Origin of the sequence: Bacillus coahuilensis m4-4 (assembly GCF_000171615.1) — a bacterium.
Lineage (GTDB): Bacteria > Bacillota > Bacilli > Bacillales > Bacillaceae_K > Bacillus_T > Bacillus_T coahuilensis.
Genome location: NZ_ABFU01000066.3, coordinates 24,990 through 51,293 on the forward strand (window position 1 = coordinate 24,990; position 26,304 = coordinate 51,293).

Below are 26,304 nucleotides of genomic sequence, written 5' to 3' on the forward strand. Positions count from 1 at the left end.
AAAACCTTACCAAATCTTTGAACGATTTGTTGCTTCTAATTGTTTTTTATTGCCATCTCATCCGTTAATGGTTGGACAAATAGAGGGATATATGATGGAGATGCACTGGTTGGCTTTGCCACTCACGGATATGACAAAGGAAACAAGAGATATGAAATTGGTAGCGTTATGCTTGGTCATGAGTTTCAAGGAAAGGGCTACGGGAAATCAGCGATTCAGCTTGTAGTAGAAGAGATGATTGAACAGTATAACTGTGATGAAATCTATTTAACTGTAATCCCTGAAAATGAATCTGCCATAGGAGCATATAAAAAGATGGGATTTGAACGCACCGGTGAAATCTTTACTGCATCACATGATGAGCATGTGTATAAATTAAACATAATAAAGTAAACGGCAACAAATAAATGGAAAAGAGGATGTTTGAGTGGTATCACCACTTAATCATCCTCTTTTTTATGAATGTTAATTAATGTGATTGAACTAGTTTGATGAGATAGTGAGTCGACACTGCAAATAAATAGTAGATAAGAAGAGAGGGAAAAAATACGTTTACACGTGTATAGATAGGGTATTGACTAATGAATATTTCGAATTGTGAAGAAATAAGGAATAATATGGAGCAATTGTAAGGTAATCTCCAAACTTTTTTACTCACTACATCAGAAAGGGGCTGAGGATAGGAGAACGCTTGAAATCAATTTTGTGAATATTTTATACAATTAGTATAATTGGGATGTTCGGTAAAAAGAACAAGATTAGGGGGAATAGAGATGAAAAAGAAGGTAATGTTAACGATTTTACTTGCTATCATGATGAGTTTGGCTGCTTGTGGATCACAAGAAACGAATTCAACTGGTATGAAACTAGTTGAAGAAGAGAGATTTACATATGCAGCTTCAGGAGAATTTGCACCGTTTAGTGTAACGAACGGAGAAGGTCAAATGACAGGATTTGATATTGAAGTAGCAGAGGCTGTTGCAGATGTACTTGGTTTAAACCCTGTTCAGGAAAAATACAAATTTTCAGGGATTGTAGAAGGGGTCAAGGCAGGTAAGTTTGATGCTGCTGTTGCAAGTCATACGATCAATGAGGAGCGTTTAGAACAAGTTGATTTTAGCACACCGTACTATTACTCTGGCCCACAGATTTTTGTACGACCAGACAGTGATGTACAAACATTAGAGGATTTAGAAGGCTTGGAAATTGCGGTGTCAAAAGGATCTACATACGAAGAAAGTGCTGTGACTGTGACGGAAAATATCAAACGTTATGACAGTGATGTTGTTGCACTTGAAGCATTAAGCAAAGGAAAGCATGATGCTGTTATTACAGATTTTATAACGGGAAAAGAAGCTATCGCGAATGGACTAACAATTGAGGCAAGAGAACTTCTTGGTAGAAGTGAACAGGCTATTGCCGTTTCAAAAGAGAATAAGGAACTGTTAGAGAAAATTAATGAAGCATTAGACACCCTTAGAGAGAACGGAACTCTAGCTGAGATTAGTCAAAAGTATTTCGGAGATGACATCACGACAAACCCGGAAGAATAATTTCAAGAGTGAGGGATGAGGGAAGCCTCATCTCTTTTGTATATGGATTAGAAGGAGGGAGAAGGTTGGTACATTTTTTTCAAGAATTTGTAGATACATTTGATATATTTCTAAAAGGAATGGGATGGACATTTCTCGTAACGTTTGTGTCGGTCTTAATTGCGTTAGTCATTGGATTGTTTTTTGCTATCTTAAAAATTTCAGGTATTAAAGCACTTGAGTGGATTGCAAATACATATATTTTTGTGGTAAGGGGAACGCCCTTAATCGCCCAAATTTTTATTTTCTACTTCGGCTTAGCCTCACTAAATATTAGTGATTTTTGGTCAGTTGCTATGGGACTTGCCTTCCATAATGGAGCTTATATTGCAGAAATTCTTCGAGGGTCTATTCAATCAATTGATAAAGGTCAACGGGAAGCAGGTCGTTCATTAGGAATGAGTCAAGGACTTACGATGAGACGAATTATCTTACCACAAGCCTTTCGTCGTGCGCTACCACCACTTGGAAACCAATTTATTATTGCATTAAAGGACTCTTCACTTGCCTCTTTTATCGGTATGTATGAATTATTTAATGTAGCCACTACACTTGGTTCTAATAATTTTGACAATATGACCTATTTATTAATTGTTTCTGTTTATTACTTAGTCCTAGTCTACCTATTCACATTTATTGTTCAAAGACTAGAAAAACGTATGTCAATTAGTGATTAAAAAGGGAGAGTGCATCTGGATGAGTGCTATTTTAGAAGTAAAGAAACTGAATAAGTTTTTCGGTGACTTACATGTTTTAAAAGACATTGACCTTCAAGTAAGAGAAAGCGATGTTTTATGTTTAATAGGTGCAAGTGGCTCAGGTAAAAGTACTTTGCTACGATGTATCAATTTCTTAGAAGAGAAAAATAGTGGTGACATCATCATGAAAGGGAAGAGTGTAAGTGATCAAGATGATTTAAATCATTATCGATCAAAAGTAGGGATGGTTTTTCAGCATTTCTATCTGTTTCCACATCGAACTGTGATTGAGAATATTATTGAAGCTCCTATTCATGTGAAAGGAATAAAAAAAGAGCAAGCGCTAAAAGAAGCTAAGATTCTCTTACAAAAGGTAGGTCTTGCTGATAAAGAGAATGTTTATCCTAATAAACTATCAGGTGGTCAAAAACAGAGAGTAGCGATCGCTAGAGCACTAGCGATGAAACCGGATATTATGTTATTTGATGAACCTACATCCGCCTTAGACCCAGAGCTGGTGGGAGAGGTTTTAGCTACGATGAAGGAACTCGCTAAGGAAGGGATGACTATGATTGTCGTGACCCACGAAATGGGATTTGCTCGTGAAGTTGCAGACAGAGTGGTATATATGCATGATGGTCGAATTGTAGAGGATGGCAATCCTAATGAAATGTTTGAGATGGCAAAGGAAGAGCGGACTCGAGCATTTTTGGAGTCTGTACTGTAAGAAGCCTAGACGGCTTCTTTTTTTGTTTGTTTTTTTGAGAATGCTAGGTATATAAAGGAGTGTAAGCGTATACATTTTCTGTAAGAGTTTTTCTTTTGAACATGCCTTACAGACTATTCTATGATGACTAGTACATTTAAGTAGTTTTGAATCATTATAGATTTATAGCAAGCCTAGAATCTAGAGTAGGAAATAGGGTGAAAAAGAAGGATTCATTTTGAATAAGTAGAGGTGAACAGTTTGCTTAGTATGATTGGGTTAGTCGGAGGGTTGGCATTATTAATTATCTTAACCATGAGAGGGATGAATCTATTAGTAGCTGGTCCACTGTGTGCATTAGTGGTGGCTGTCTTTAGTGGGCTCCCATTGTTCCCGCAGTTGGTAGGTGAAGGAGAGGCCAATTTAGTAGGAAATTATATGTCAGGCTTCTCTGGATTTGTGGCCTCTTGGTATTTAATGTTCTTATTAGGTGCAATCTTTGGAAAAGTCATGGAGGATAGCGGAGCAGCGGATAGTGTTTCAAAGTGGATTGTCAATACGTTAGGAATGAAACGTGCTGTACTAGCTATTGTAGCAGCGTGTGCATTTCTTACCTATGGTGGGGTAAGCCTATTTGTTGTCGCGTTCTCTGTTTATCCAATGGCCGTTAGTTTATTTAAACAAGCAAATCTTCCAAGACGATTTATTCCCGCAGCATTAGCTTTTGGATCTGTAACATTTACCATGACTTCAGCAGGATCTCCCGAAATCCAAAACTGGATTCCAATTGATTATTTAAATACTTCCCCTTATGCAGGGTGGGAAGTAAGTTTGATTGTTGCCGTATTCATGGCCCTATTTGGATACTGGTGGCTAAAACGTATGATAAATAAGGCTGTAGAAAAGGGAGAAACCTATGTATCTCGTGAAAATGATCCCGTAATCGTTGATAAGGAACTTCCTAATCCGTTAACAGGTTTACTACCATTGGCCGTTGTATTAATCATCTCGTTTATCTTCCATGATTCATTGGCTCAATCTGCCCTGATTGTTGCCTTACTAGGAGGGGTAATAACAACATTAGCTTTAAACTATAACTATTTCACTAATTTCTGGGAAGCTATGTCGCAAGGAACGATTGGGGCTTTAATTGCCATTGGTAATACGGCTGCTGTCGTTGGATTTGGCGGAGTCGCAAAAGCAGTACCAGCATTTCAAACCGCTGTTGAGGCTATTACCAATATTCCAGGTAGCCCGCTTATTGGTGGAGCGGTCGCAGTTAGTGTTATTGCAGGTATGACAGGATCAGCATCAGGTGGGCAAGCCATCGCGCTTCCTTTAATCGCACCTCATTATATTGATGCTGGAGTAAACCCAGAAGCGTTACACAGGGTTGTTTCCATTTCATCGGGTGCTTTAGATTCATTACCTCATAATGGATATGTCGTGACTACCGTTCGTGCCATTTGTGGAGAAACTCATCAGGATGCTTATGGTGCAGTAGGTGCCGTTACCGTTATTGTTCCACTACTTGGGGTTATATTAGCGATTGCATTATTTTCACTTGGTTTAGGTATTTAAGGAGGGACTGTAGTTGGGAAGGGATAAAGTGGTTTTAATCACAGGAGCTGCAAAAGGGATAGGATTTGAACTAGCCCACTATTTTGCCAAGTCAGGTGCTAAGGTCGTTATTTCTGATATTGATGAAGAAGGTGTTAAGCGTTCTGTCAAACAATTGCAGGATATAGGATACGAGTCCTTAGGAAAAAAATGTGACGTAACGGTGGAGAAAGAATTAATTGAAACGATAGGTTCTACGAGAGGTCATTTTGGTAGGCTAGATATTTTAATTAATAATGCTGGTATTCAATATGTATCACCGATAGAAGATTTTCCAACAGATAAATTTGAGCTACTCCAAAAGATTATGGTAACAGCTCCATTTATTGCGATTAGAGAGGTTTTTCCAATAATGAAAGAGCAAGGTTTGGAAGAATTATTAATATGGCCTCTATTAATGGATTAATAGGATTCGCTGGAAAAGCGGCTTATAATAGCGCTAAGCATGGTGTCATTGGTTTAACGAAAGTGGCGGCACTAGAGGGAGCAGAGCACGGAATAACGGTTAATGCGGTTTGTCCGGGATACGTGAATACAGAGCTTGTTCAAAATCAGCTCAAGGATTTAGCATCAACAAGAAACGTACCGCTAGAAAATGTAATGGAAGACGTTATTTATCCTCTCGTTCCGCAAAAAAGATTATTAGAAGTAAGGGAGATTGCGGAATATTGTTTGTTTTTAGCAAGCGAAGGGGCTAGAGGTGTAACGGGTCAGGCCGTAGTCATTGACGGTGGTTATACAACCCAGTGAGTACTCAATTAAGGATTGAAAGTAGCGAAGGACTCAACATGAGCCACTTCGCTATTCTTTATGAATCTAGTAATAATAACCTCATAAACAATGCATATCTTTTGGCTAAATCGGCCATTTCTATATATTCTCCAATGGCATGGGCCCCATCTCCTTTAGCTCCAAGTCCATCAAGTACCGGAATCCCTGCAAGTGAAGCAAAGTTTCCGTCGCTCGTACCGCCGGCGTGAGTATGGTCTAGTTCAAACCCCTCTTTTAACGCTTCTTTTTTTGCTCGTTCAAACAGAGTCTCCGTACCTTTATGGAATTCTAAAGGAGGAGTTAAATATGACCATTCATACTCTAATGATCCTTTCTTTACTGTAAGCTGAGAAACTTTCTCTTTTACTCGTTCCATTTCATCCAACGTATTAAAACGTACATCAAAAATGACTTCTGCATAATCAGGCACCACATTGGTGGCAGTTCCACCCTTAATCTTTCCAGCCGAAAGAGTGGTACCTTTCTCATAATCTGTCCAGCTGTGTAGTTCGACTATAAGCTGAGACAGCTCTCCAATACTGTTAATTCCTTTTGCATGGTAGTTGCCTGCATGTACACTTTTCCCGTGTACACGTAAATGAAGTTCTCCTCCTCCTTTTCTACTTGTTTTAATTTTTTCTCCACTAGGTGGCTCTAAAACTAAAGCGTACTCAGCTCTTTTTGCATAATCTTCGATTAGTTGACGAGAAGAAGGACTTCCGATTTCTTCATCGCTGTTAAAGAAAAAATGGATCTTTTTTTGTGGATGTTTATTCATTTCTTTGAGTTGATAGAGTGCCGTAAGAATCATGGCGACTCCAGCTTTCATATCAAACACTCCAGGGCCGTAAATGCGAGTGCCTTCGTTTCTATACGGTTCAATTTTTAATCCACCTATCGGCTTTACCGTATCAAAATGAGAAAGAACGAGTAAACAAGAGTCTGAATGACCTAGCGTAGCAATCAACTGATTCCCCGATTTTTCTTGAATAATCTCCTCCACTTCACATCCAAACATTTGTAATTTCTCTTTTATATATTCACCTAAAGTATCTACGGCTTTCTTATTGGATGAAGGTGATTCTTGTAAAACAAGTTCTTTCAATTCTGTTAAAAATATATCTTCTGGAAATTGTTTGGACCAATTCATAGAAATCTCCCTTTAGTAAATTTGTATCAATATTAATAGGTATAAATAAATATAAAAAACATTGTGTTTAAAACTTTTTTATATATAATAATACAATAAATTGAATAAATATTAAATGTGTATCGGAATTCACTCTATGAAATTGTTATTCTAAAAAAATATTGAGTAATCAGAATTATATAACTATTATAATAATATAAAAGAAAAATAGGGGGAATAAAAATGAATAAAAATAGAAAAAATCAATGGCAGCAGCTTTTATGTTAGTCGGTTTAACAGCATGTGGATCATCGGAAGACGTGACAAGTGGTTCTAATGCAGAAACATTGGTTATGTTAACTTCAGCGGATTATCCGCCATATGAATCTGTTGATACAGAAACAGAAGAGATTATCGGGTTTGATGTTGACATTGCAAAACATATTACAGAGCAATTAGGTTATGAATTAGAAATTCAAGATATGGACTTTAATGGGCTATTGCCTGCTTTACAATCGGAGCGTGGTGATTTTGTTATGGCAGGTATGACACCAAAACCTGAACGACTAGAGAATGCTGATTTCTCTGAAATCTATTTTGAAGCAAAAAATACGATTGTAACAGCAGACGGAACAGAATATGCCACTTTAGAAGACCTTTCTGGTAAAAAGTTGGAGTTCAACTAGGCTCTATCCAAGAAGGAGAAGTTGAAGCTGTCGAAGGAATAGAAATCGTGTCGCTAAACAAAATTCCTGAAATCATTCAAGAGCTCAAATCAGGCCGTATTGACGCAGCGATTATTGAAGATACAGTAGCTAAAGGATATGTGGATGCAAATAGTGACTTGAAATTTACCGTAATTGAGAATACTGAGCTTGCTGGTTCAGCTATTGCTTTTCCAAAAGGATCAGATTTAGTAGGAGACTTTAACAAAGTACTAGCAGAAATGAAAGAAGACGGCACCATGGATGAACTAGTTAAGAAGTGGTTTGAAAACTAAAAAAGACAATAAAAATTGACAACAGAAGAGAGGTGTTATAGGGCTTGGATTTGCAATTTGATAAAATCGTGCCCTATATCCCTTTTATAGTAGAAGGGATATTGGTCACGTTAAAATTTACCGTGTTATCAACTTTTTTTGGATTCTTATTGGGAATTATTCTAGCATTCTTTAAAATTTCTACGATTAAGCCATTGAAATGGTTTGGGATAGCGTACACGTCTATATTTAGAGGGACTCCACTAATTTTACAAATTGCCTTAATCTATTTCGCTACTCCTCAGTTATTACGATACGATATCGATCCCTTACTTGCTGGTGTTATTGCGTTTGCATTAAACTCCGCTGCCTATATTTCTGAAACAATCCGGGGTGGAATTCTTGCAGTAGATAAGGGACAGAGAGAAGCGGCTATGAGCTTGGGAGTACCATATCGTAAAATGATGTGGCATATCGTTATGCCACAAGCGGTAAAAAAGATTCTCCCAGCACTTGCGAATGAAAGCATTGCCTTATTAAAAGAATCTGCACTAGTTTCTACCATTGGTGCCATGGATTTATTAAGAAGAGCGACTATTGTTAGTTCAAAAACGTTCCTATACTTTGAACCACTTATCCTTGTGGGTGGAATTTTCTATGTGATGGTTCTTATCTTAACATCTGGGGCTCGTTACTTAGAGAGGAGGATGCAGGTTAGTGATTAAAGTACAAGGATTGTATAAAAGCTTTGGAAAACTAGAAGTCCTAAAAAATATTGACACTAGCATTGAAATAGGAGAAGTGGTTGCCGTAATTGGCCCATCAGGTTCTGGTAAATCAACCTTTCTTCGTTGTTTAAATCTATTAGAAAATCCTACTAAAGGACAAGTTTTCATCCGTAATGAAGAAATTACCTCTAAAGACACAGATATATTAAAAGCACGTCAGCATATCGGAATGGTATTTCAGCACTTTCATCTGTTTCCTCATATGAATGTAGTAGATAATATTGCGTATGCACCTATTCAGGTGAAGGGGATGAAAAAAGAAGAGGCACATAAAAAAGCGATGCATTTACTAAGTATGGTTGGTCTTAGTGACAAAGCGAACGTGTACCCATCTAAATTATCAGGTGGTCAAAAGCAACGGGTTGCCATTGCGCGCTCACTAGTGATGGAACCAGAAATTATGCTGTTTGACGAACCAACATCTGCCCTTGATCCCGAGATGGTCAAAGAGGTGTTAGTTGTAATGAAGGAGTTAGCAAAGACAGGAATTACGATGCTAGTCGTCACCCATGAAATGGGGTTTGCAAGAGAGGTAGCCGATCGAATTCTATTCATGGACCAAGGAGAAATCGTGGAAGACTCTCCCCCAGTGAGCTTTTTTAAAGAACCAAAAACGGAACGAGCAAGGGAATTTTTGGAGAAAATTTTATAATGAGAAAGGCTTGTAGGCAACGGGGTGCCTACAAGCCTCTTTTCTATTACTTCATATCTAGTGCTTCTTTGATGAAACAACTAGTAACTCTTTCGGAAATGCTGTCAAAGCTTTGTAACCGTCCTTAGTAACCACAACATCATCTTCAATTCTCACTCCACCTACTTCTGGAACATATACGCCAGGTTCTATGGTAAACACCATATTCTCTTCAAGTAGATGATCATTTAAATGACTCATGGAAGGGTATTCGTGAACATTAATGCCGATCCCGTGTCCAATACGGTGAGGAAAGTACTCCCCGTACCCAGCATTTGAAATAAGGTCTCGAGCAACCTTGTCCAGATCTCCAATTCGAGTGCCAGGCTTACTTTCAGCTAATGCTGCAGCTTGTGCTGAGAATACAAGATCATATAATTCTTTTTGTCTTTCTGACACAGAGTCAAACGCTACGGTTCTTGAAATATCTGAACAATATCCGTCTAGTACAACTCCCAAGTCGAATAGAACGAAATCTCCTTTTTTTAGCTTTCGGTTTCCTGGTTTCCCATGTGGTTCACCGGCATGCTCTCCGAATAAAACCATAGTAGAGAATGACATTTCTTTAACACCTTTTTTCTTTAACTCATATTCTATTTTAGCTAAAACTTCCATTTCAGTGATGCCTTCTTGTAAGGTGTTGATACCGACCTCTACACCAAAGTCTGCTAACTCGGCTGCTTTTTTCATCGTGGCAATTTTATTTTCATCTTTCACGACGCGAAGTGGGTTTATGATTTCTTCTAAAAAGCTTACATGTGAGCCTGGGAAGAGAGCTAGTAACGATTCACTTCTTTTATAGTTGAGTACTTCACTTTCAAGACCAATTGATTGAATGAGCTTGGTACCTAACTTCTTCTCAATTAATTCCCAAGGATTTTAATGGTCGTAGTACCCAATACTATCATAGCTCCATCCAGTCCCTTGTAACTGATCCACTTCCATTGCAGGTAAGACAAAAAGCGGACTTTCATTTGAACAGGAACATCCCCATTAATCTTTCATGTGGATCCGTGTAAAAGCCTGATAAATAAAATACGTTTTCTGTTGAGTTAAAAAAAGCAACATCGATATTTTTTTCAGCTAACAAATTTTGAACATCTTTCATTCGACGGTTCAATATGATTCCTCCTTACGCTAGTAGTTGATTACTTGAACGGTTTTTGTTTGTCGTAGCTAGTGTAACAATAATTAGAACGAGTATAGCTACAGGTACAGCAATCACGACACTATTTAGGTCGAATGGCTTTTGTAGAACAACTTCCCAAATAAGGGTAGAAGCTACACCAGCAATCATAGAAGAGATACCTCCTGCAGCGTTTACGCGTTTCCAAAAGAAAACAGCTAGAACGGCAGGTGTAATACCAGCTCCATAAACCGTATAAGCATACATTTGTACACTTAAGACACTTGGGAAATAACTGATAATTATAAAGGCTAGAGCCCCTAATAAAACAATAGAAACTTTTGTTACCTTCAGTTGTAATTTATCTGATGCTTCAGGATTCACATACTTCAGATAAAGGTCGTACGTAAGATTTGTCGCAGCAGAAAGTAAATAGGAATTACCTGTTGTGATAATAAAGGATGCGGCGGCAGCTAGCAGAATACCACCTATGGCAATAGGCATAATGGTCGTGGTTGCCATTAATGCCATTCCAGGATCAATAGACGGGAACAAAGATCTTGATGCGAATGAAATAAGAGAGATGGCTGGAGAAATAATTAACATAGCAAGCAGCCAACCAATTTGCCCTTTCTAGAAGCACGATCACCTGTAGAAGAAGCTAATCGCTGATACATATTTTGATCTCCGAGTAAAAGGAACAAAGAGGGTAACAAGTAACCAATTAATTGAATCGTTGTTAAGTCTCCTGTTGTAGTCATATGCGATGCTGGAACATTCTGCACTATTTCTTCCCAGCCTCCAGCTATTATAAAGATGGTAGGAACTGTGATAAGCAATCCGCCAACCATTAAAAATCCACTAATGGCATCAGTCTGAGCTACTGAACGTAATCCCCCAATCATCGCTAAAAAGATTATAAGAGCTGCACCGATAGCTGTTCCTAGTCCAACAGACATCCCAGTCGTCAGGTTTAAAATAAATCCAAAGCCTTTCATTTGGTACGATACAATTCCAACATACGCAAGAATAATGATAAAACTTGAAAGATTTCGAGCAGAACTACCATATTTGGCTTCTAAAATTCCAGAAACGGTATATTTTCCAAATTCACGAATTTTAGGTGCCACTATATATAAAATACCGATTCCTATTAAAGTAGGTACCACTAGCATCAAGGAAGGAATAAGTCCAAAGCTATACGCTACAGAAGTTTCTCCACCTGAGATACTGCCACTTCCTGTCCAAGTTGCTAACAATGTTCCCATTAAAACAAAAGGACCTAAACTACGACCTGCCAGAACAAAGTCGCTACTACTTGAAACTTTCTTTGATAAATACGTCCCGATACCAATCATCAAGACGGCATATAATCCGATAAACCATAATAAATGAACATTTTGTTGAAGTTCCATTAACTTAAAATCAGCTCCTAAAATTTTTAGCGAGAGTTCTACATTGCAATGGATCTTACCGATTTCACCGGTAAAATGTTAGGGTGTCTACCACCTGTCTCTAAAATACATATAGAAAATAGATTTAGATAAACCAACTTTCGATATGATTCTAGTCAATTGACTTGCGTATAAGATCCTATTTTCAAACATGGAATCACTATCTCGCAAAAGTAATTACTCTATAACTCTAGCATAGAATGAGAAAATGAAAAAATGCACAAAAAAGGATTATAGCAGTGTATTTTCGAGATTTTAGAAAGAATGCTGAAAATGGAATTCGCAGTAAACTTATGTAGAGCAGTATATACAAAAGTTGTATAAATCATTAGAAAATTATGATAAATACAGGGAGATAAACACATGAAAATGGTTACATAGAACTAATAAATCCAGTGGTAAAATAGATATAATTACCTATACATTTACAAAAAAGAGAGGGGTTACCTCTCTCTTTTTTTAACGATTATTTAAAAATTCCGAATGGCTTTCCAACTGGTAGAGTAACTTTGTCGAAGTGAGTATTCAACACACTTGCTGCAGAACCATAGAAGCTCATAATAGCGATTAACAATTCAGAAATAGCCGCAAGCATGTGCATAGCTTCTGGCATAATACCAAGTGTAGAAAGGGAAAGACCAATAAATAAGAAATCGATAAGAACGAAAATAATGAAAAGAACTTTGTGTGTTTCCATCGCTCCTACTGTCATAAATAAGCTGAAGATTAAATATCCAATGTAAGCAACACCAAGTTGAGCAGGATCAACTGCCGCAGCGGCCGCTTCTCCAAATACGCCAAAGCTAATGAGCCAGCTCGTTCCGACACCTAACCAGAACAATCCAAATGCTCCGAATGCCGTTGTCCCAAATGTATTGTTATGCTTTGCATCTTGAACACTTGCGAAAAGCTGAGCTATTCCTCCAAGGAAAATTGCCCAAGGTAGTACAAAAGATACGCCGTCTGTCCAACCTAATTTTGCTGAAGAGGCCACTAACGTAACCATTGCTAATCCGAATAACCCTATAGCAGAAGGATCAGCCGTTGTTATTTGAACTTTTTGAGTTGTTTGAGATTGATTCAATGTTATCCCTCCTATTAAACATACTAGCTTACTTTACTCAATAATTAGTTTTTGCGCAATAGAATTTCATTATGTAGAAATAGTATAAAAATTGAAAGGGTATTCAATTGTGTAAGAAAGAAAGGATAGGGTATTAGTAAGAATAAATAGGATAGAAAGGATGTTGTAAAGTGAGTAAATTAGCAAAATCAAGTAAAAATAAAATGGTGAGTGGTGTCCTAGGTGGTATTGCAGAATATGTAGGGATGAGTGCAACGGTTGTTCGAGTACTATTTGTACTGATCATGATTGCAACAGCCGTATTTCCGTGCGTTGTAGGATATATTGTGGCTGCTATGGTTCTACCGAAGGATACAAAGGTTAATTAAAAAGCTTACTAATATAGTGAAAGGGTCGCCATGAGGTGGCTCTTTTTTGGTATAGTGAAAAAAAGGAGTGACTGTAAATGACAAACATATCAGTTGGGATTATAGGAAGTGGAAGTATGGCAGAACATCGCCATGCGCCTGAATATGCAGAACATCGCCATGCGCCTGAATATGCAGCACATCATCAGGTAGGTGAAATCGTATTTTACGACAGAAATCAAGATAGAGCAGAAAGGCTAGCAAACAAGTTCAAGGGTAGGTCAGTACATCGTATAGAAGATCTTTTTAATGATCCTCGTATACATCTGATTAGTGATTGTTCATCTAACGAAACTCATATGTTCAACACAATTGAAGCGTTAAACAAGGGGAAACATGTGCTTTGTGAAAAGCCAATGGCCAATACAATAGAAGAGGCTAAAGCGATGGTAGAAGCTTCTAAGAAGACTGGAAAGCGATTATTTATTGCTCATAACCAACGATTTGTGAGGGCACATCAAAGAGCTAAAGACATCGTAGATAGTGGTTCTCTTGGAAAGGTGCTTTCTTTTAAAACGACATTTTCACATAGGGGACCAGAGCATTGGGGAACAACAAAGTCGAATGCGACGTGGTTTTTTAAAAAGGAGCGTTCTTACAGTGGTGTGATTGGAGATATGGGAATTCATAAAATGGACCTCCTACGCTATATTCTATCTGATGAGATGGAAGAAGTGAGTGCTTTTGGTGGTGCTATACATAAGCAAGATGAGAACCATGAACCAATTGAAGTATATGATCATGTTACAAGTATTCTACGAACTAAGCGGGGAGTTTTAGGGGGATGCTAGCTTTTCATGGACGAACTACGGGAAAGAGGAAAATAGTATGACCCTTTACCTTGAAAAGGGAGCTATTCATATTGGTCGTGAGGAGTGTCCTCTTAATGTAGAAGAATATAGCGGAGATACTGTTCGCTATGATTTAGAAAGTCAAAAGAATAGCGGCGTAATCGATCATGTCATTCATTGTCTAACACATAACGTAAGCTCTATTATTTCAGGAGAAGAGGGATTAGAATCCTTAAAAGTTGTGGCAGCCATGAAGGAGTCTGCCGAGTCACGGAGTATTTGTACCATACAGTAAAAAGGAGGAGTGCTTATGTATCAATACTTCCATGGTCTAGTCATAAGGGAAGGAACAACTGGCGTGCCGGCAAACGAGGTAAAATGTTTATTTGAAGAGGTGGGCTGGGTTCGAGATGTACCAGAATGGCAGCTTGAGAAGTTTTCCCTCATAATGGAAAATGCTACTTGGGCTTTTACAGTTTGGGACCAGCAGCGTATGGTCGGGATGGTAAGAATAATTTCAGACAAGATGATGATGGCAACCATCTCGGATTTAATTGTATCGGAGGATTATAGGGGGCGTGGTATTGCAAAAAAAACTAATAGAGCTGTCTATGGCTAAGCTACCGCATGGGGATTGGTTTGCGCATACGTCTCGAGATGTATTCCCGTTTTACGAGAAATGTGGCCTTCACTTACTAGATGGAAAGACTCAAGGAACGCTTGCCTATTATGGGTATAGGGAAGCCAAAAAGCAGGGACACCGATAATGCATAGAAAAATCGGAGAAGGAAACACCGCAGAAGTATACTTATGGGTGAATGATACGGTATTGAAACTATTTCATGAAGGCACACCTAAAAGAAATTGAGAAGGAACTTATTACTAGTAAAATGATAAATGAAACGGGGCTCCCTACTCCGAAAGTTTTTGGAGTTGAAGAATATCGTGGTCGGACTGGTATCATCTATCAGTACATAGAAGGACCATCCTTATTTGTTGCAAACTATAGTCCAATGGACATGCTGGATTTATTACTAAAGCTTCAAGATTCTATCCATAAAATAGCTGCTCACCATTTCCCTTCTCTTAAAGATCGACTGATGCAAAAGATTATGGCTGTCTTTAGCCTTACGCTAGAAGAAAAAACAAAAAATGGATTGAAGTCATTCAACAACTTCCAAATGGAAACACACTTTGTCATGGAGATTTCCATCCCCTTAATGTGATGGTGACAGAAAATGGTCCGGTGTTGATTGACTGGGCCGATGCTACATGTGGACACCCTTATGGGGATATAGCAAGAACGTATATATTAGTCAGGTTTGGTGGAATGAGTCATCCACTGGAAGAAGAGATAAGGTTGAGAGAGCAACTGGCTGACGCTTATTTACGAAAATGTAACGTAAATAGGAAAGAGTTTGAGAGATGGCTCGTTCCTGTTGCTTGCGCTAGATTGATGGAAGGGATTGGGGGAGTGGGAGAGAGAGGTATTGTTGCAGATGGTAAGAATGAATGGTGAATATTTAGATGGATAGAGAGGGAGTTAGTATGTGGAACCTAACGAAACAAGCAAAAGAACACTTTCAATCCATTCATATACTTCCATTCATAGAATCCGATGATGAGTGGGCATGTGTAGTAGCAGAGGCAAAGTCTGAAGGGGTAGATCTACAAAAGCAATTAATAGGTGAGCTAGAGGAAGTGAAACCGGAATTATTGACAACCCTCCCAAAGCAATTCATTCCGTTTGTGGAAGCAGGTACGCTAAATCAACCAACTCTCCCGAAAACAATTCGCGAGGATTATTTAAACTGGGTAAGGGAGGAAACATCAAAGTTCGAAGATATATTAGACGCAGCTCAAAAAGAGACCCAGCACGCAATGACTAGTTTACCCCCCTCTGTTCAAGAAATCTTTCATTATAGTTTACATGATTCGAGAATAGATCGATTGGACCGAGAAGGTGACAATCTGCATCTATGGATCAACACGGATGGAGGATTTACTCCTCATTCCTATATTCTGCTAACATTTCAAGATATTGTAGATGAAGAAATCGATGTTGCGTTACAGGAAGGGCATTGGTTTATATATTATGAATTACAAAGACAAAACGAGCACTATGCATTTCGTGTGCTGTTTGAAAGTCCAGATTCAGAGTGGACCATCACAATGAAACAGTTAAAGGGAGAGTACTATTTTCATCCAAAAGAATATACACTCCTAAAGGATGAAGGAAATCTTTCGAAAACTTCTTTGCAAGATTTATTAGTTCGTTTAAATCGGGATTATTCCTATTGGTTTATAACACCTGACTTTATTCACTCTATTAATCTGATAGAAGGAGGAAAGATAGTAGGACTAGATATTCAAGTTAAGGAAGGCCAATTCATTGTAACAATTGGCTCTACATCCTATACTTACAGTCTATCTGATTATCACCCTATCCAATTTATTCATACAAATGTGTACGAGGATCCATATGCAAATCAAAACGAGCCATTATCTTTTGCGGAAGTAGAAGATGCTGTGCTAAGTGATGATCTAGAACTCCAAGCTCGAGCATGGAATACGATGTATACTTTTCCATTAGAATTGAAGGATATCATAAATAGTGTGCTAGGGAACGTGGTGCAAACAGAGGAAAATGGAATGTTGTTGTCTGTTTATGTGAACCATTTTTATAGGGAAGGAATTTTGACCTCAGATAATATAGAAAGGTTTTATAGTACTCTTGAACCCAATAGTGAAGATGGATATCAAGGATAGGTTACGAGAAATAAATAAAATGATGACTAAGGAAGACAAAGTCCCTGTCCCTCTCTGTCGATTTATTTATCGTTTTAATTATCAGAAAATACTTGAAATTATTCAGGGTCATCCTTTACACTTATTTTGTGCACAACATACCGACCGGTTAGTTAGTGAATGAAAGGAGTGTGAGTGAGGATGATTTTTTCTTTTGGAGAAAAATTTAAGCGCTTACATAATGAGTTAGAACAATTTATGGTGGAACAGGTGTATCCAGCTGAAGCTATATATGAACAGCAGCTAAATGAGCAGGCAACGAGATGGTCTGATGTTCCGCCTGTAATGGAGGAATTAAAAGCTAAAGCAAGGCAACGTGGTTTATGGAATTTATTTCTTCCTGATAGCGAGCTTGGTGGAGGATTAACCAACTTAGAGTATGCTCCACTTTGTGAATGGATGGGGAGGTCCATTATTGGTCCAGAGGTATTTAATTGTAACGCACCCGATACAGGGAACATGGAAGTTCTTGAACGATTCGGAACGGAGGAGCAGAAAAAAAGATGGCTAGAACCCCTCTTAAAAGGAGAGATCCGGTCATGCTTTTCAATGACTGAGCCAGATGTAGCATCGTCTGATGCTACGAACATTGAAGCAAGTATCATTCGGGATGGAGCCGAGTATGTGATTAATGGGCGTAAATGGTGGTCATCTGGCGCAGGAGATCCACGCTGTAAAATTGCGATTGTAATGGGGAAAACCAATCCGGATGCTCCCCGTCACGAACAGCAATCCATGATCCTTGTGCCCCTTCACACAAAAGGGGTGAAAATCGAACGAATGCTGCCGGTGTTTGGGTATGATCATGCCCCCCATGGACACGGTGAACTAACGTTCACGGATGTTCGGGTGCCTGCTTCAAATATTTTACTTGGAGAAGGGAAAGGGTTTGCCATTGCTCAAGGAAGATTAGGACCAGGCAGAATTCATCATTGTATGAGGTTAATTGGAGCAGCGGAACGAGCGCTAGAAATTCTATGTAAACGCGTACGAGACAGAGAAGCATTTGGAAAAAGGTTAGCAGAACAAGGGGTTATAGGAGAATGGATTGCTGAGTCTAGAGTAGAAATTGAACAGGCTCGTTTACTAACATTGAAGGCGGCCTATATGATGGATACGGTTGGCAACAAAGAGGCAAAAGCAGAAATTGCGATGATTAAAATTGTGGCGCCGAGCATGGCATTAAAAGTTATAGACCGAGCAATTCAAGCCCTTGGGGGAGCAGGTGTTAGCGGTGATTATCCCCTGGCAGCACACTGGGCAAATGCCAGAACGCTTCGCCTTGCTGATGGCCCTGATGAAGTTCATAAAGCCCAGCTTGCGAAATTGGAATTACGAAAATATAGCGAACGTGGGAGGGAGATAACGAATGTCTAGTCTTGATTTATTTAACTTAAAAGGGAAAGTGGCCATTGTTACCGGTGGGGGAAGAGGTCTAGGAGCTCAGATGGCGAGTGCAATGGCCGATGCGAGAGCAACCCTCGTTCTTTGTTCAAGGAAAGTTGAAATTGTGAGAAAGTAGCAGAGAAGTTAAGGGAAAAGGAGTAGAAGTCCTCGCTTTAGCCCTAGATGTTACAGACGAAGAGCAAGTAGAGAATGTGGTGAAAGAGACGCTTACACGCTTTGGTCGTATAGATATATTAGTGAACAACTCTGGAGCAACATGGGGAGCACCTGTTACTGAGATGCCCCTCGTTGCATGGAATAAGGTGATAAATGTCAATGTAACCGGCACATTTTTAATGACTCGTGCGGTGGGTCCCTCCATGTTAAAGCAAAAGAGTGGCAAGATTATTAATATTGCTAGTATTGCTGGGTTGAACGGGACGGATCCTCGTTATATGGACACGATTGCCTATAACACAAGTAAAGGCGCACTCATTGCGTTTACAAAGGATCTTGCCGTCAAATGGGGACCAGATAACATCCAAGTCAATGCAATTGCACCAGGTTTTTTCCCAACGAAGATGAGCCAACAGGTGATGGACCATGGTGCAGATTATTTTCTAAATATGACGCCATTACGTCGATTTGGAGGTGATGAAGATTTAAAAGGTGCGTGCCTATTTTTAGCATCTAAAGCGTCAGATTATATGACGGGTGGAGTGTTGGTTGTGGACGGTGGAACAAATGCCTTGTGATGAAAGGACCAAAATTTAAGGGGGAATAGTAAATGAGTAATGTGAAAAATTGGTTGGCAAAGTATCCAGAAGGTACAGTCACACACGATATTAGTATTCCAGAAATTTCTCTACCCCAAATGCTGCAGCAGTCAGTAGTCAAATACAGTGAACATATTGCTACAAGCTTTTACGGGAGAACAACAAGCTATAAAGAGCTGTACCATTATGTAGTGGGATTTGCTTCGTCCCTTCAAAAACAGGTTTCAAAAGGTGATAGACTCGCCATTATGCTGCCAAATTGTCCCCAATATGTTATTGCTTATTACGGAACTTTATTAGCTGGAGGAATTGTCACCCAAATTAATCCAATGCTTGTTGAACGAGAACTAGAGTACATATTAAAAAACTCTGGTTCAACTGCCATTGTGAGCTTTGATGCCCTCTATCCTCGAGTCAAAGCTGTTCAAGAACGAACCCATGTTGAGACGGTACTAACTGTTAGTCTTCATGAAGAATTCACTCCAGATCTCCCAGATTTAACCTTCACGCACTTTTTACAAAGCTCTGATGGAAATTTCACCCCAATTGACATTGACCCGAAGCATGATGTAGCCGTGTTGCAATACACGGGGGGAACAACTGGACGGTCAAAAGGAGCAATGCTAACTCACTTTAATTTAATGGCCAATACATCACAATCATTTGAATTCTATCAAAAAGAGTTCCAGGTAGGGAATGATAAGTGCTTAACTGTTATTCCTATATTTCATGTATTTGGGATGAGTGTATGTATGAATTTAACGCTATTTTGTGGAAGTGAGATTGTAATGTTACCTCGCTTTGACTTACAAGAGGTACTTGAAACCATTAAACGAGAGCAACCAACGGTTTTTCCAGGAGTTCCAACGATGTATGTAGCCATCGCAAATCATCCAAATGCGGAAAGTTACGGAATTGACAGCATTCGAGTGTGCAACAGTGGAAGCGCTCCGATGCCTGTTGAAGTGATGAAAGCCTTTGAACAAAAGACAGGGGCAAAAATCACAGAAGGCTACGGATTATCAGAAGCAGCTCCAGTGACCCATAGCAATCCTCCGTTCAGTAAAAGAAAACCAGGTACATGTGGTCTTGGGTATCCTCAAACAGAATACAAAGTAGTGGATATTGCTACTGGAACCATGGAATGTAAGCCTGGTGAATTGGGCGAATTGATTATAAGAGGACCTCAAATTATGAAAGGCTACTGGAATATGCCGGAGGAAACAGAAAATACAATACGAGACGGTTGGCTGTTAACAGGAGATATTGTTTCCGTTGATGAAGAAGGTTATTTGTCTATCGTAGATCGCAAGAAGGACATGATTATTGCAGGAGGATTTAATATTTATCCTCGGGACATTGAAGAAGTGTTATATGAACACCCTGTTATTCAAGAGGCTGTTGTTATTGGTGTGCCAGATGAATATAGAGGCGAAACCGTGAAAGCGTTTCTTGTATTTAAGGAAGGAAAACAGGCAACAGAAGAGGAGTTGTTGGAGTATTGCCGTGCTAATTTGTCTGCCTATAAAGTACCAACATTTTTTGAGATACGAGACGAATTACCGAAAACAAGCGTAGGAAAAATTCTACGACGAGCACTACGGGATGAAACTGTAAAACAATCATAAAAATAGAGAAAAAATGAGGAGCAATCATGAAAGAGCAGATGACAGAGAAGGCAATTGAATTATTCGCACGTAAAGGATTTAAAGAAACAAGTATCCAAGATATTGTGGACAGTTTAGGTGTCACAAAAGGGACATTCTATTATTACTTTACATCAAAAGATTCCTTGCTTATGGAAATTCATACAGCCTATATTGAAAAGTTGTTAATCCAACAGGAGCAATTGTTAGAAGACAGGAGTAAATCGGTTCAAGAAAAACTATATAGCATTGTGTATAGCTTAATTCAAGATATCGGTGAGCATGGTCAAAGTGCCAGAGTGTTTATTCGAGAAATGAGAAATTTAAATGATAACGATTTAGAGAAGGTGATCCCGTTACGGGATAAATTCCGTGAGAATATTGAAGAACTCATTCAAGAAGGAGTCGAATACGGAGAATTCCGAGATGATTTATCAGTGGATATTGTCACATTTGGCATTCTCGGCATGGCCAACTGGAGCTATCTTTGGTATCAAATGAACGGCCGGATGACAGAGGAAGAAGTAACGAAAGTATTTATGGAAATGATTCTGAATGGATTAAAGAAATAAGGGGGGCATGCTCCCCTTTTCTTAACGGGAGGATTCTTGATGGAGAATAAAGTGCAGAATATTACGGTGGTAGGAGCAGGGCAGATGGGGCATCAGATTGCTATGCTTAGCGCACTTGGTGGATATACTACAAATCTAGTAGACGTTAGTCAGAATGCATTAATTCAAGCAGAGAAAAAGTTAAAAAGACATCATGAACAAATGGGTGGCAAAAGGGAAAATTCCAGAAGATAGGATGCTCTCAGCATTTAGTCGATTATCCTTTTCAACAGAATTAGAGAAGGTGATCCCTGATTCAGAATTTATTATTGAAGCGATCGTCGAAAAATTAGAGGCAAAAAGGTCCCTTTTCAACCGTCTTGATAAACTTGCACCGCCTCATGCTATTCTGGCATCGAACAGTTCAACGATCGTTAACAGGTTAATCGCAAGTGTGACAAACAGAAAAGATAAAGTCGTGAATATGCATTTCTTTTATCCTCCGCTCGTTATGGATTGTGTAGAAGTTGTAAAAAGTGAAGAGACGAGTGAAGAAACAGCGCAAATGACACTGGATATCTGTAAAAGGATGAACCGTACGGGAATACTGCTTCATAAAGAAATCTCAGGATTTATCGCAAATCGGATACTAGGAGCGCTACATAAAGAAGCGATGTATCTTTATGAAAACGGCTATGCAAGTTTTGAAGACATTGACTTGATTTGTAGAAAAGCATTGAGGCATCCAATTGGACCGTTTGAATTAATGGATTTATCTGGAATCGATGTGGGCTACTATGTGATGGAACAGCGCTATAGAGAAACGGGAGATGAGAGTGACAAACCGTTTAAAAGTTTTATAGAAAAGATGGAAGCAGGAGAACTTGGTCGGAAAACTGGTAAGGGATTTTATCAGTATAAGGAGAATGGAGTACGAGTATAAAAGGAGGGAATTTCTATGGCACATGAGTTGCCAATCCGAATTCGGTATAGAGAAATAGACGTGTTAGGACACGTGAACAATACCAATTATTTTGTTTACTTTGAGGATGCGAGAGTCTCGCTATTTGAAGAGCTTGGATACGGTGTGAGTATAGAAGATTGGAAGTTTATACTCGCTTCTACAACGTGTGATTTTCTAGCACAAGCAAGGTTTGATCAAGAGTTAATCATTCGTACAGAAGTTGGAAGAGTGGGGGACAAAAGTTTTACCTTACTGCATGAAATTGTGGATAAGAAGTCAGGGGAGAGAATTGCGGTAGGGAAAGCTATCATCGTCTATTTTAATTTTCAGTTACAGCAAAGTGAATCTATTCCTTCAAGTTTAAAAGAGAAGCTTGAAAAATATGAATCTACTGTAAAGGAAAAGTAGGAGTCAAAAGGAAAGGAGAACGATTTATGACACAACTCATTCCTGTCCGTCAAGGAGAAGAAATAGATACGAGGAAACTGCAAGAGTTTGTAACAGAAAATCTACAGGTGCCACATGAGGAATTGGAGATTCAGCAATTTGCATCAGGGGCTAGTAACTTAACATACAGTGTAAGAATCGGCGAGTGGGAGGCTGTGTTACGTCGTCCTCCTTTAGGCCCTGTTGCTCCGAAAGCTCATGACATGGAAAGGGAATTTCTTCTACTTCAATCTATTCACCCAACGTTTCCGGTTGCGCCAAAGCCCCTTGTTTTTTCTAAGGATGAGACGATTGTGGGAGCACCGTTCTTTTTGATGGAGCGGAGGCACGGATATTTATTTGATACAAGTTATCCTAAAGAAGTCACCCCTTCACATGATACAAATCGAATGCTATCAAAGCTAATGGTTGATAACCTTGTTAAGTTACATGGAATTTCGTATAAAGGAACGAAGCTTGAAGAACTATCGAAGCCTGAAGGATTTATGGAAAGGCAGGTAAAAGGGTGGTTAAAGAGGTACGATCGAAGTCAAACAGATGATATAAAAGAAGTCGAGCCGTTACGTAAGTGGCTACTATCTAACATCCCACATACAGAGGAATCTACCGTTATTCATTACGACTATAAGTTAAACAATGCCTTGTTTTCTCAAGATGTGAAAGAGATGGTGGGATTGTTTGATTGGGAAATGTCCACAGTGGGAGATCCCCTTGCAGATGTTGGGGCAGCCATGAGTTACTGGATGGAACCGGCAGATCCAAAGCTATTAGTCTACGGATTAGGACAACCGACGCTCACGATACAGAAAGGATTTTATACTAGAGCAGAATTTATCGATTCATATGGGATGGCAACGGGTCGCGATATGAGTAAAATCCATTACTATACAACCTTTGCTACATTTAAATTGGCTGTTATTTGTCAGCAAATCTACTATCGCTATCAAAAAGGGCAAACAACAGATGAACGATTTCAACAGTTCAATCAATTTGTTCGAACACTCATTCAGCATGCAGAAGGCTTAGCTGAAAAAGGAGGGATCCACTAATGAAAACGAAAAGACAGGAAATTCAAGGTGGAGAGTTCATCGTTCGAACTCCGGCCTTACATACTGTGTTCACTCCAGAAGATGTAACAGATGAGCAAAGGATGTTGATGGAGACAGCTAAACGTTTTGTTGAGGATAGGGTAGACCCGTACCGTTCGGCCATTGAGGATGGAGAATTTGACGAGGTTGTTCGGCTACTACGTGAAGCGGGAGAACTCGGACTCTTAGCCCATAGTGTACCAGAAGTTTACGGGGGACTGGGCTTAAATAAAGTGACCAAAGGAATTGTGGGTGAAATGACAGGGAGAACAAGCGGCTACGGTGTTGCTCATTCAAATCATACATGTATTGCAACTCTTCCAATCACGTATTTTGGTACTGAAAAACAAAAACAAAAATATTTACCAAAGCTTGCAAGCGGAGAATATATTGGTGCGTACTGCCTAACAGAACCAAACGCAGGTTCTGATGCTCTTGCTTCGAAAACCAAGGCGATTCTTAACAACGAAGGATCACACTATATCCTGAATGGAACAAAAATTTATATTACAAATGCATCATTTTCTGACACCTTTATTGTTTATGCCAAAGTAGATGGGCAGCATTTTACTGCATTTATTGTAGAAAAAGGTTTCCCTGGTCTTGTTATTGGTCCTGAAGAAAAGAAAATGGGAATTAAGGGTTCGAGCACGTGTTCGGTACTATTAGAGGATTGTCTAGTTCCTAAAGAAAATGTGTTAGGAGAAATTGGAAAGGGTCATGTGATTGCCCTAAATGTGCTGAATCTAGGTCGTTATAATTTAGGTTTTGCCGCCATGGGTGGTGCGATTCATGCTCTAGATACGACGATGGCTTTCATTAAAGAACGAAAGCAGTTTGGTCGTCGTATAAGTGATTTCCCAGCGAGTAAAGAAAAGATTATAAAAATGGCGGCACGAATTTTTGCTGCTGAGTCGATTCAATACAGAACGGGAGGTTTGTTAGATAGCAGATTAGAAGGGTTAAAGGAAAATGCATTACCGAAAGAAGTGGCGGCGGGGTTAATGGAGTATATCATGGAGTGTGCGATATGTAAGGTATACGGATCTGAAACTCTAGATATGGTCGTAGATGAAGGACTCCAGTTACACGGAGGAGCAGGATACATTGCGGAATATCCGATTGAACAAATGTATCGCGACTCTCGTATTAATCGAATTTTTGAAGGTACGAACGAAATTAATCGGTTAGTTTTGCCCACTCAACTTTTAAAAAAATTGACCATCGGTGCCTATTCTCTAAATGAAAAGGAAGAGAGGAAACGCTACTTTCCACTGTCAGGGAAATTAATCGCAGTCTCAGTGTCCTGCTGATAACTAAATATGGTGAAGCGTTACAGCATGAACAAGAGGTTATGATGAAGTGGTCTGATTCGCTCATCGAGTATTACGCGCTTGAATCGTCTTGCTTGCGAAACGAAAAAAGTGGAGGGGCCTATTCAGCTCTCGTTCAACTCTTAGAGTTTGAAAGCTTATTAAGAATAGAAAGCATCTGGAAGCAGCTTGTATCAGAAGTGGTTGAAGGAGATGAGCGTAAAAATTGGCTTGTTAGAATAAATAAAGTGATTGTCAGGTATTTACCGACGATTCAACTTGAACAGAAAAGAAACTTAGCTGACCAATTAATACATGAAGGTTTTTATAAAAAAGCATTACAACGAATGGGTGTAACGCAAAATATAGAGGAGGTACGCTAAGATGAAAGCGATTCAGTTTAAAGAGTATGGAGGACCAGACGTTTTACAAGTTATCGAATTAGAAAGACCCATACCAAAGAAGAAGGATGTATTAATAAAGATCGAAGCCATTGGAGTCAACTATGCAGATACAGCCAGAAGAGAAGGAGCGTATGTTGTCGAAACGCCTCTTCCTTATGTGCCTGGTTCAGAGGTAGTGGGGGAAGTGGTCGAGCTTGGTGAAGAAGTGGTGGGCTTAGAAATAGGAACAAAGGTCGTTACTCTACTAGGGTCACCACGTTCTACAGGTTACGCTGAATATACTCTAGCAGACTCTCGTTCTCTTATTCCGTTACCAGATGGACTTGATCCTCACTTGGCTGTTTCCTTACCGTTGCAAGGTCTTAGTGCTTATCATATTTTAAAAACGATGGGGAGATTAGAAGAAGGGGAATCGGTTCTTATACACGCAGCAGCTGGTGGTGTTGGGGGTATTGCCGTTCAGCTTGCCAAAGAATTTGGTGCGGGAAAAATTATTGCTACTGCTAGCACGGCAGAAAAGAGGGAATTAGCTTTGAGTTTAGGTGCAGATGAAGCGGTAGATTATACACAGGAAGGCTGGGAGGATCGCGTCCTAGAATTAACAGATGGAAATGGAGCAGATGTTATCTTAGAGATGGCTGGTGGAGATGTGTTTAAAAAATCTCTTAAATGTCTTGCCGTATTTGGACGGCTTGTTATTTACGGAGTGGCAAGCGGAGAGCAGCCACATTTACATCCAGCCTATTTAATGGGAAAAAATCAATCTGTAGTTGGATTCTTCCTTCCACAAATGATGAACAAACCAAAGCTATATCAAAGAAGTTTAGTGGAATTATTTGAGCTTCTGCGAGAAGGGAAGCTCTCCTTGACCATTGGGGGCGTCTATCCTCTAGATGAAGCAGCAAAGGTTCACGAGCTTCTTCAAGGTCGGAAGACGAAGGGGAAAATGATATTGGTACCGTAAAGACCATTACATGAGACCAAAATATAAGGAGAGGGGCCCTTTCCTTCAAAGCGATTTTGCTTTTGGAATGGCCTCTCACTTTATATACTTTATTGACCAAATATAAGTTAGATCTTACAGG

The 26,304-nt window shown here is 39.3% G+C and carries 25 protein-coding genes and 6 pseudogenes; 26 read left to right on the forward strand and 5 right to left on the reverse strand.

Annotated elements, in window-relative coordinates:
* Positions 1-39 precede the first annotated feature (39 nt).
* From M44_RS24130 to M44_RS28560, 6 genes and pseudogenes are all read left to right on the forward strand, one after another.
* Entirely contained in the window at positions 40-393 is a 354-nt protein-coding gene (locus M44_RS24130) for a GNAT family N-acetyltransferase (protein ID WP_010175811.1), read from the forward strand.
* A 380-nt stretch (positions 394-773) separates the two neighbouring features.
* Positions 774-1,553 (forward strand): transporter substrate-binding domain-containing protein, encoded by a 780-nt coding sequence (locus M44_RS17830; RefSeq protein ID WP_010175812.1) that lies wholly within the window; start codon positions 774-776, stop codon positions 1,551-1,553.
* Between the two features lie 65 nt (positions 1,554-1,618).
* The gene (locus M44_RS17835; RefSeq protein ID WP_010175814.1) at positions 1,619-2,269 is read left to right on the forward strand and encodes an amino acid ABC transporter permease; all 651 of its coding nucleotides are present in this window, start codon (positions 1,619-1,621) and stop codon (positions 2,267-2,269) included.
* Positions 2,270-2,288: 19 nt separating this feature from the next.
* Positions 2,289-3,017: an amino acid ABC transporter ATP-binding protein gene (locus M44_RS17840; RefSeq protein ID WP_010175816.1), complete on the forward strand. Its 729-nt coding sequence runs from the start codon at positions 2,289-2,291 to the stop codon at positions 3,015-3,017.
* A gap of 240 nt (positions 3,018-3,257) precedes the next feature.
* On the forward strand, positions 3,258-4,577 hold the full coding sequence (locus M44_RS17845; RefSeq protein ID WP_029326967.1) for a GntP family permease: 1,320 nt from the start codon (positions 3,258-3,260) through the stop codon (positions 4,575-4,577).
* A 13-nt stretch (positions 4,578-4,590) separates the two neighbouring features.
* Positions 4,591-5,366 (forward strand): annotated as a pseudogene (locus tag M44_RS28560) (3-hydroxybutyrate dehydrogenase).
* A gap of 58 nt (positions 5,367-5,424) precedes the next feature.
* Here M44_RS28560 and M44_RS17855 read toward each other — a convergent pair.
* A complete protein-coding gene (locus M44_RS17855) occupies positions 5,425-6,537 on the reverse strand; it encodes a M20 family metallopeptidase (RefSeq protein WP_010175820.1) in 1,113 nt (370 codons plus the stop codon).
* A 245-nt stretch (positions 6,538-6,782) separates the two neighbouring features.
* Between M44_RS17855 and M44_RS24140 the strand changes: the two are divergent.
* The 3 genes and pseudogenes from M44_RS24140 to M44_RS17870 all read left to right on the forward strand — a co-directional run bounded on the left by M44_RS24140 (position 6,783) and on the right by M44_RS17870 (position 8,935).
* Positions 6,783-7,516 (forward strand): annotated as a pseudogene (locus M44_RS24140) (transporter substrate-binding domain-containing protein).
* A 44-nt stretch (positions 7,517-7,560) separates the two neighbouring features.
* Positions 7,561-8,220, forward strand: a complete 660-nt coding sequence (locus tag M44_RS17865; RefSeq protein ID WP_010175822.1) for an amino acid ABC transporter permease — start codon at positions 7,561-7,563, stop codon at positions 8,218-8,220.
* Positions 8,213-8,935, forward strand: a complete 723-nt coding sequence (locus tag M44_RS17870) for an amino acid ABC transporter ATP-binding protein (protein ID WP_010175825.1) — start codon at positions 8,213-8,215, stop codon at positions 8,933-8,935. The genes M44_RS17865 and M44_RS17870 overlap by 8 nt, the downstream gene beginning before the upstream one ends.
* Before the next feature lie 57 nt (positions 8,936-8,992).
* Here the strand turns inward: M44_RS17870 and M44_RS24145 are convergent.
* The 4 genes and pseudogenes from M44_RS24145 to M44_RS17885 all read right to left on the reverse strand — a co-directional run bounded on the left by M44_RS24145 (position 8,993) and on the right by M44_RS17885 (position 12,638).
* Positions 8,993-10,094 (reverse strand): annotated as a pseudogene (locus M44_RS24145) (M24 family metallopeptidase).
* Positions 10,095-10,106: 12 nt separating this feature from the next.
* Positions 10,107-10,706 (reverse strand): sodium:solute symporter family transporter, encoded by a 600-nt coding sequence (locus M44_RS29645; RefSeq protein ID WP_337444166.1) that lies wholly within the window; start codon positions 10,704-10,706, stop codon positions 10,107-10,109.
* The gene (locus tag M44_RS29650; RefSeq protein WP_337444167.1) at positions 10,700-11,515 is read right to left on the reverse strand and encodes a sodium:solute symporter family protein; all 816 of its coding nucleotides are present in this window, start codon (positions 11,513-11,515) and stop codon (positions 10,700-10,702) included. The genes M44_RS29645 and M44_RS29650 overlap by 7 nt, the downstream gene beginning before the upstream one ends.
* Positions 11,516-12,020: 505 nt before the next feature.
* Entirely contained in the window at positions 12,021-12,638 is a 618-nt protein-coding gene (locus tag M44_RS17885) for an acetate uptake transporter (protein ID WP_010175827.1), read from the reverse strand.
* Positions 12,639-12,808: 170 nt separating this feature from the next.
* On the opposite strand from M44_RS17885, the gene M44_RS17890 reads away from it, so the two are divergent.
* From M44_RS17890 to M44_RS17965, 17 genes and pseudogenes are all read left to right on the forward strand, one after another.
* Positions 12,809-13,006, forward strand: a complete 198-nt coding sequence (locus tag M44_RS17890) for a PspC domain-containing protein (RefSeq protein ID WP_010175829.1) — start codon at positions 12,809-12,811, stop codon at positions 13,004-13,006.
* A 77-nt stretch (positions 13,007-13,083) separates the two neighbouring features.
* On the forward strand, positions 13,084-13,836 hold the full coding sequence (locus M44_RS24155; protein ID WP_010175831.1) for a Gfo/Idh/MocA family oxidoreductase: 753 nt from the start codon (positions 13,084-13,086) through the stop codon (positions 13,834-13,836).
* A gap of 37 nt (positions 13,837-13,873) precedes the next feature.
* Complete coding sequence (locus M44_RS29655; protein WP_010175833.1) at positions 13,874-14,131, forward strand: hypothetical protein; 258 nt, start codon at positions 13,874-13,876, stop codon at positions 14,129-14,131.
* Between the two features lie 15 nt (positions 14,132-14,146).
* Positions 14,147-14,603, forward strand: a pseudogene (locus tag M44_RS24160) (GNAT family N-acetyltransferase).
* Between the two features lie 75 nt (positions 14,604-14,678).
* Positions 14,679-15,062, forward strand: coding sequence for a protein kinase family protein (locus tag M44_RS17910; protein WP_162013698.1), 384 nt, complete (start codon positions 14,679-14,681; stop codon positions 15,060-15,062).
* Positions 15,002-15,355, forward strand: a complete 354-nt coding sequence (locus M44_RS17915; RefSeq protein WP_420167127.1) for an aminoglycoside phosphotransferase family protein — start codon at positions 15,002-15,004, stop codon at positions 15,353-15,355. The genes M44_RS17910 and M44_RS17915 overlap by 61 nt, the downstream gene beginning before the upstream one ends.
* Positions 15,356-15,384: 29 nt before the next feature.
* The gene (locus tag M44_RS17920) at positions 15,385-16,605 is read left to right on the forward strand and encodes a DUF4085 family protein (protein WP_155815004.1); all 1,221 of its coding nucleotides are present in this window, start codon (positions 15,385-15,387) and stop codon (positions 16,603-16,605) included.
* 180 nt (positions 16,606-16,785) lie between these two features.
* Positions 16,786-18,021 (forward strand): acyl-CoA dehydrogenase, encoded by a 1,236-nt coding sequence (locus M44_RS17925; protein ID WP_010175842.1) that lies wholly within the window; start codon positions 16,786-16,788, stop codon positions 18,019-18,021.
* Positions 18,014-18,785: pseudogene (locus M44_RS24165) on the forward strand (SDR family oxidoreductase). Before M44_RS17925 ends, M44_RS24165 begins: the two are co-directional and overlap by 8 nt.
* A 32-nt stretch (positions 18,786-18,817) precedes the next feature.
* Entirely contained in the window at positions 18,818-20,434 is a 1,617-nt protein-coding gene (locus tag M44_RS17935; RefSeq protein WP_010175848.1) for a long-chain-fatty-acid--CoA ligase, read from the forward strand.
* A 26-nt stretch (positions 20,435-20,460) separates the two neighbouring features.
* Positions 20,461-21,024, forward strand: a complete 564-nt coding sequence (locus tag M44_RS17940; RefSeq protein WP_010175850.1) for a TetR/AcrR family transcriptional regulator — start codon at positions 20,461-20,463, stop codon at positions 21,022-21,024.
* Positions 21,025-21,063: 39 nt separating this feature from the next.
* A pseudogene (locus M44_RS24170) lies at positions 21,064-21,946 on the forward strand (3-hydroxyacyl-CoA dehydrogenase family protein).
* 15 nt (positions 21,947-21,961) lie between these two features.
* Positions 21,962-22,375 carry an acyl-CoA thioesterase gene (locus M44_RS17950; protein WP_010175856.1) on the forward strand — a complete coding sequence of 138 codons (414 nt, stop codon included), beginning with the start codon at positions 21,962-21,964 and terminating at the stop codon, positions 22,373-22,375.
* A 26-nt stretch (positions 22,376-22,401) separates the two neighbouring features.
* Entirely contained in the window at positions 22,402-23,463 is a 1,062-nt protein-coding gene (locus M44_RS17955) for a phosphotransferase family protein (protein ID WP_010175858.1), read from the forward strand.
* Positions 23,463-24,815, forward strand: coding sequence for an acyl-CoA dehydrogenase family protein (locus M44_RS24175; protein WP_010175860.1), 1,353 nt, complete (start codon positions 23,463-23,465; stop codon positions 24,813-24,815). Before M44_RS17955 ends, M44_RS24175 begins: the two co-directional genes overlap by 1 nt.
* Positions 24,816-24,856: 41 nt before the next feature.
* On the forward strand, positions 24,857-25,198 hold the full coding sequence (locus tag M44_RS30130) for a hypothetical protein (RefSeq protein WP_155815005.1): 342 nt from the start codon (positions 24,857-24,859) through the stop codon (positions 25,196-25,198).
* Between the two features lies 1 nt (position 25,199).
* Complete coding sequence (locus M44_RS17965; protein WP_010175863.1) at positions 25,200-26,183, forward strand: quinone oxidoreductase family protein; 984 nt, start codon at positions 25,200-25,202, stop codon at positions 26,181-26,183.
* The last annotated feature ends 121 nt before the right edge of the window (positions 26,184-26,304 follow it).

Excerpts from the sequence above, each read along its gene's own strand:
- M44_RS29650 (WP_337444167.1), bottom strand. The coding sequence starts at position 11,515 with ATGGAACTTCAACAAAATGTTCATTTATTATGGTTTATCGGATTATAT.
- M44_RS17840 (WP_010175816.1), top strand. The coding sequence starts at position 2,289 with ATGAGTGCTATTTTAGAAGTAAAGAAACTGAATAAGTTTTTCGGTGAC.
- M44_RS29655 (WP_010175833.1), top strand. The coding sequence starts at position 13,874 with ATGACCCTTTACCTTGAAAAGGGAGCTATTCATATTGGTCGTGAGGAG.
- M44_RS17920 (WP_155815004.1), top strand. The coding sequence starts at position 15,385 with ATGTGGAACCTAACGAAACAAGCAAAAGAACACTTTCAATCCATTCAT.
- M44_RS17830 (WP_010175812.1), top strand. The coding sequence starts at position 774 with ATGAAAAAGAAGGTAATGTTAACGATTTTACTTGCTATCATGATGAGT.
- M44_RS17855 (WP_010175820.1), bottom strand. The coding sequence starts at position 6,537 with ATGAATTGGTCCAAACAATTTCCAGAAGATATATTTTTAACAGAATTG.
- M44_RS17940 (WP_010175850.1), top strand. The coding sequence starts at position 20,461 with ATGAAAGAGCAGATGACAGAGAAGGCAATTGAATTATTCGCACGTAAA.
- M44_RS17925 (WP_010175842.1), top strand. The coding sequence starts at position 16,786 with ATGATTTTTTCTTTTGGAGAAAAATTTAAGCGCTTACATAATGAGTTA.
- M44_RS24175 (WP_010175860.1), top strand. The coding sequence starts at position 23,463 with ATGAAAACGAAAAGACAGGAAATTCAAGGTGGAGAGTTCATCGTTCGA.
- M44_RS24155 (WP_010175831.1), top strand. The coding sequence starts at position 13,084 with ATGACAAACATATCAGTTGGGATTATAGGAAGTGGAAGTATGGCAGAA.
- M44_RS17955 (WP_010175858.1), top strand. The coding sequence starts at position 22,402 with ATGACACAACTCATTCCTGTCCGTCAAGGAGAAGAAATAGATACGAGG.
- M44_RS29645 (WP_337444166.1), bottom strand. The coding sequence starts at position 10,706 with ATGTTAATTATTTCTCCAGCCATCTCTCTTATTTCATTCGCATCAAGA.
- M44_RS17935 (WP_010175848.1), top strand. The coding sequence starts at position 18,818 with ATGAGTAATGTGAAAAATTGGTTGGCAAAGTATCCAGAAGGTACAGTC.
- M44_RS17950 (WP_010175856.1), top strand. The coding sequence starts at position 21,962 with ATGGCACATGAGTTGCCAATCCGAATTCGGTATAGAGAAATAGACGTG.
- M44_RS17910 (WP_162013698.1), top strand. The coding sequence starts at position 14,679 with ATGAAGGCACACCTAAAAGAAATTGAGAAGGAACTTATTACTAGTAAA.
- M44_RS17965 (WP_010175863.1), top strand. The coding sequence starts at position 25,200 with ATGAAAGCGATTCAGTTTAAAGAGTATGGAGGACCAGACGTTTTACAA.
- M44_RS30130 (WP_155815005.1), top strand. The coding sequence starts at position 24,857 with ATGATGAAGTGGTCTGATTCGCTCATCGAGTATTACGCGCTTGAATCG.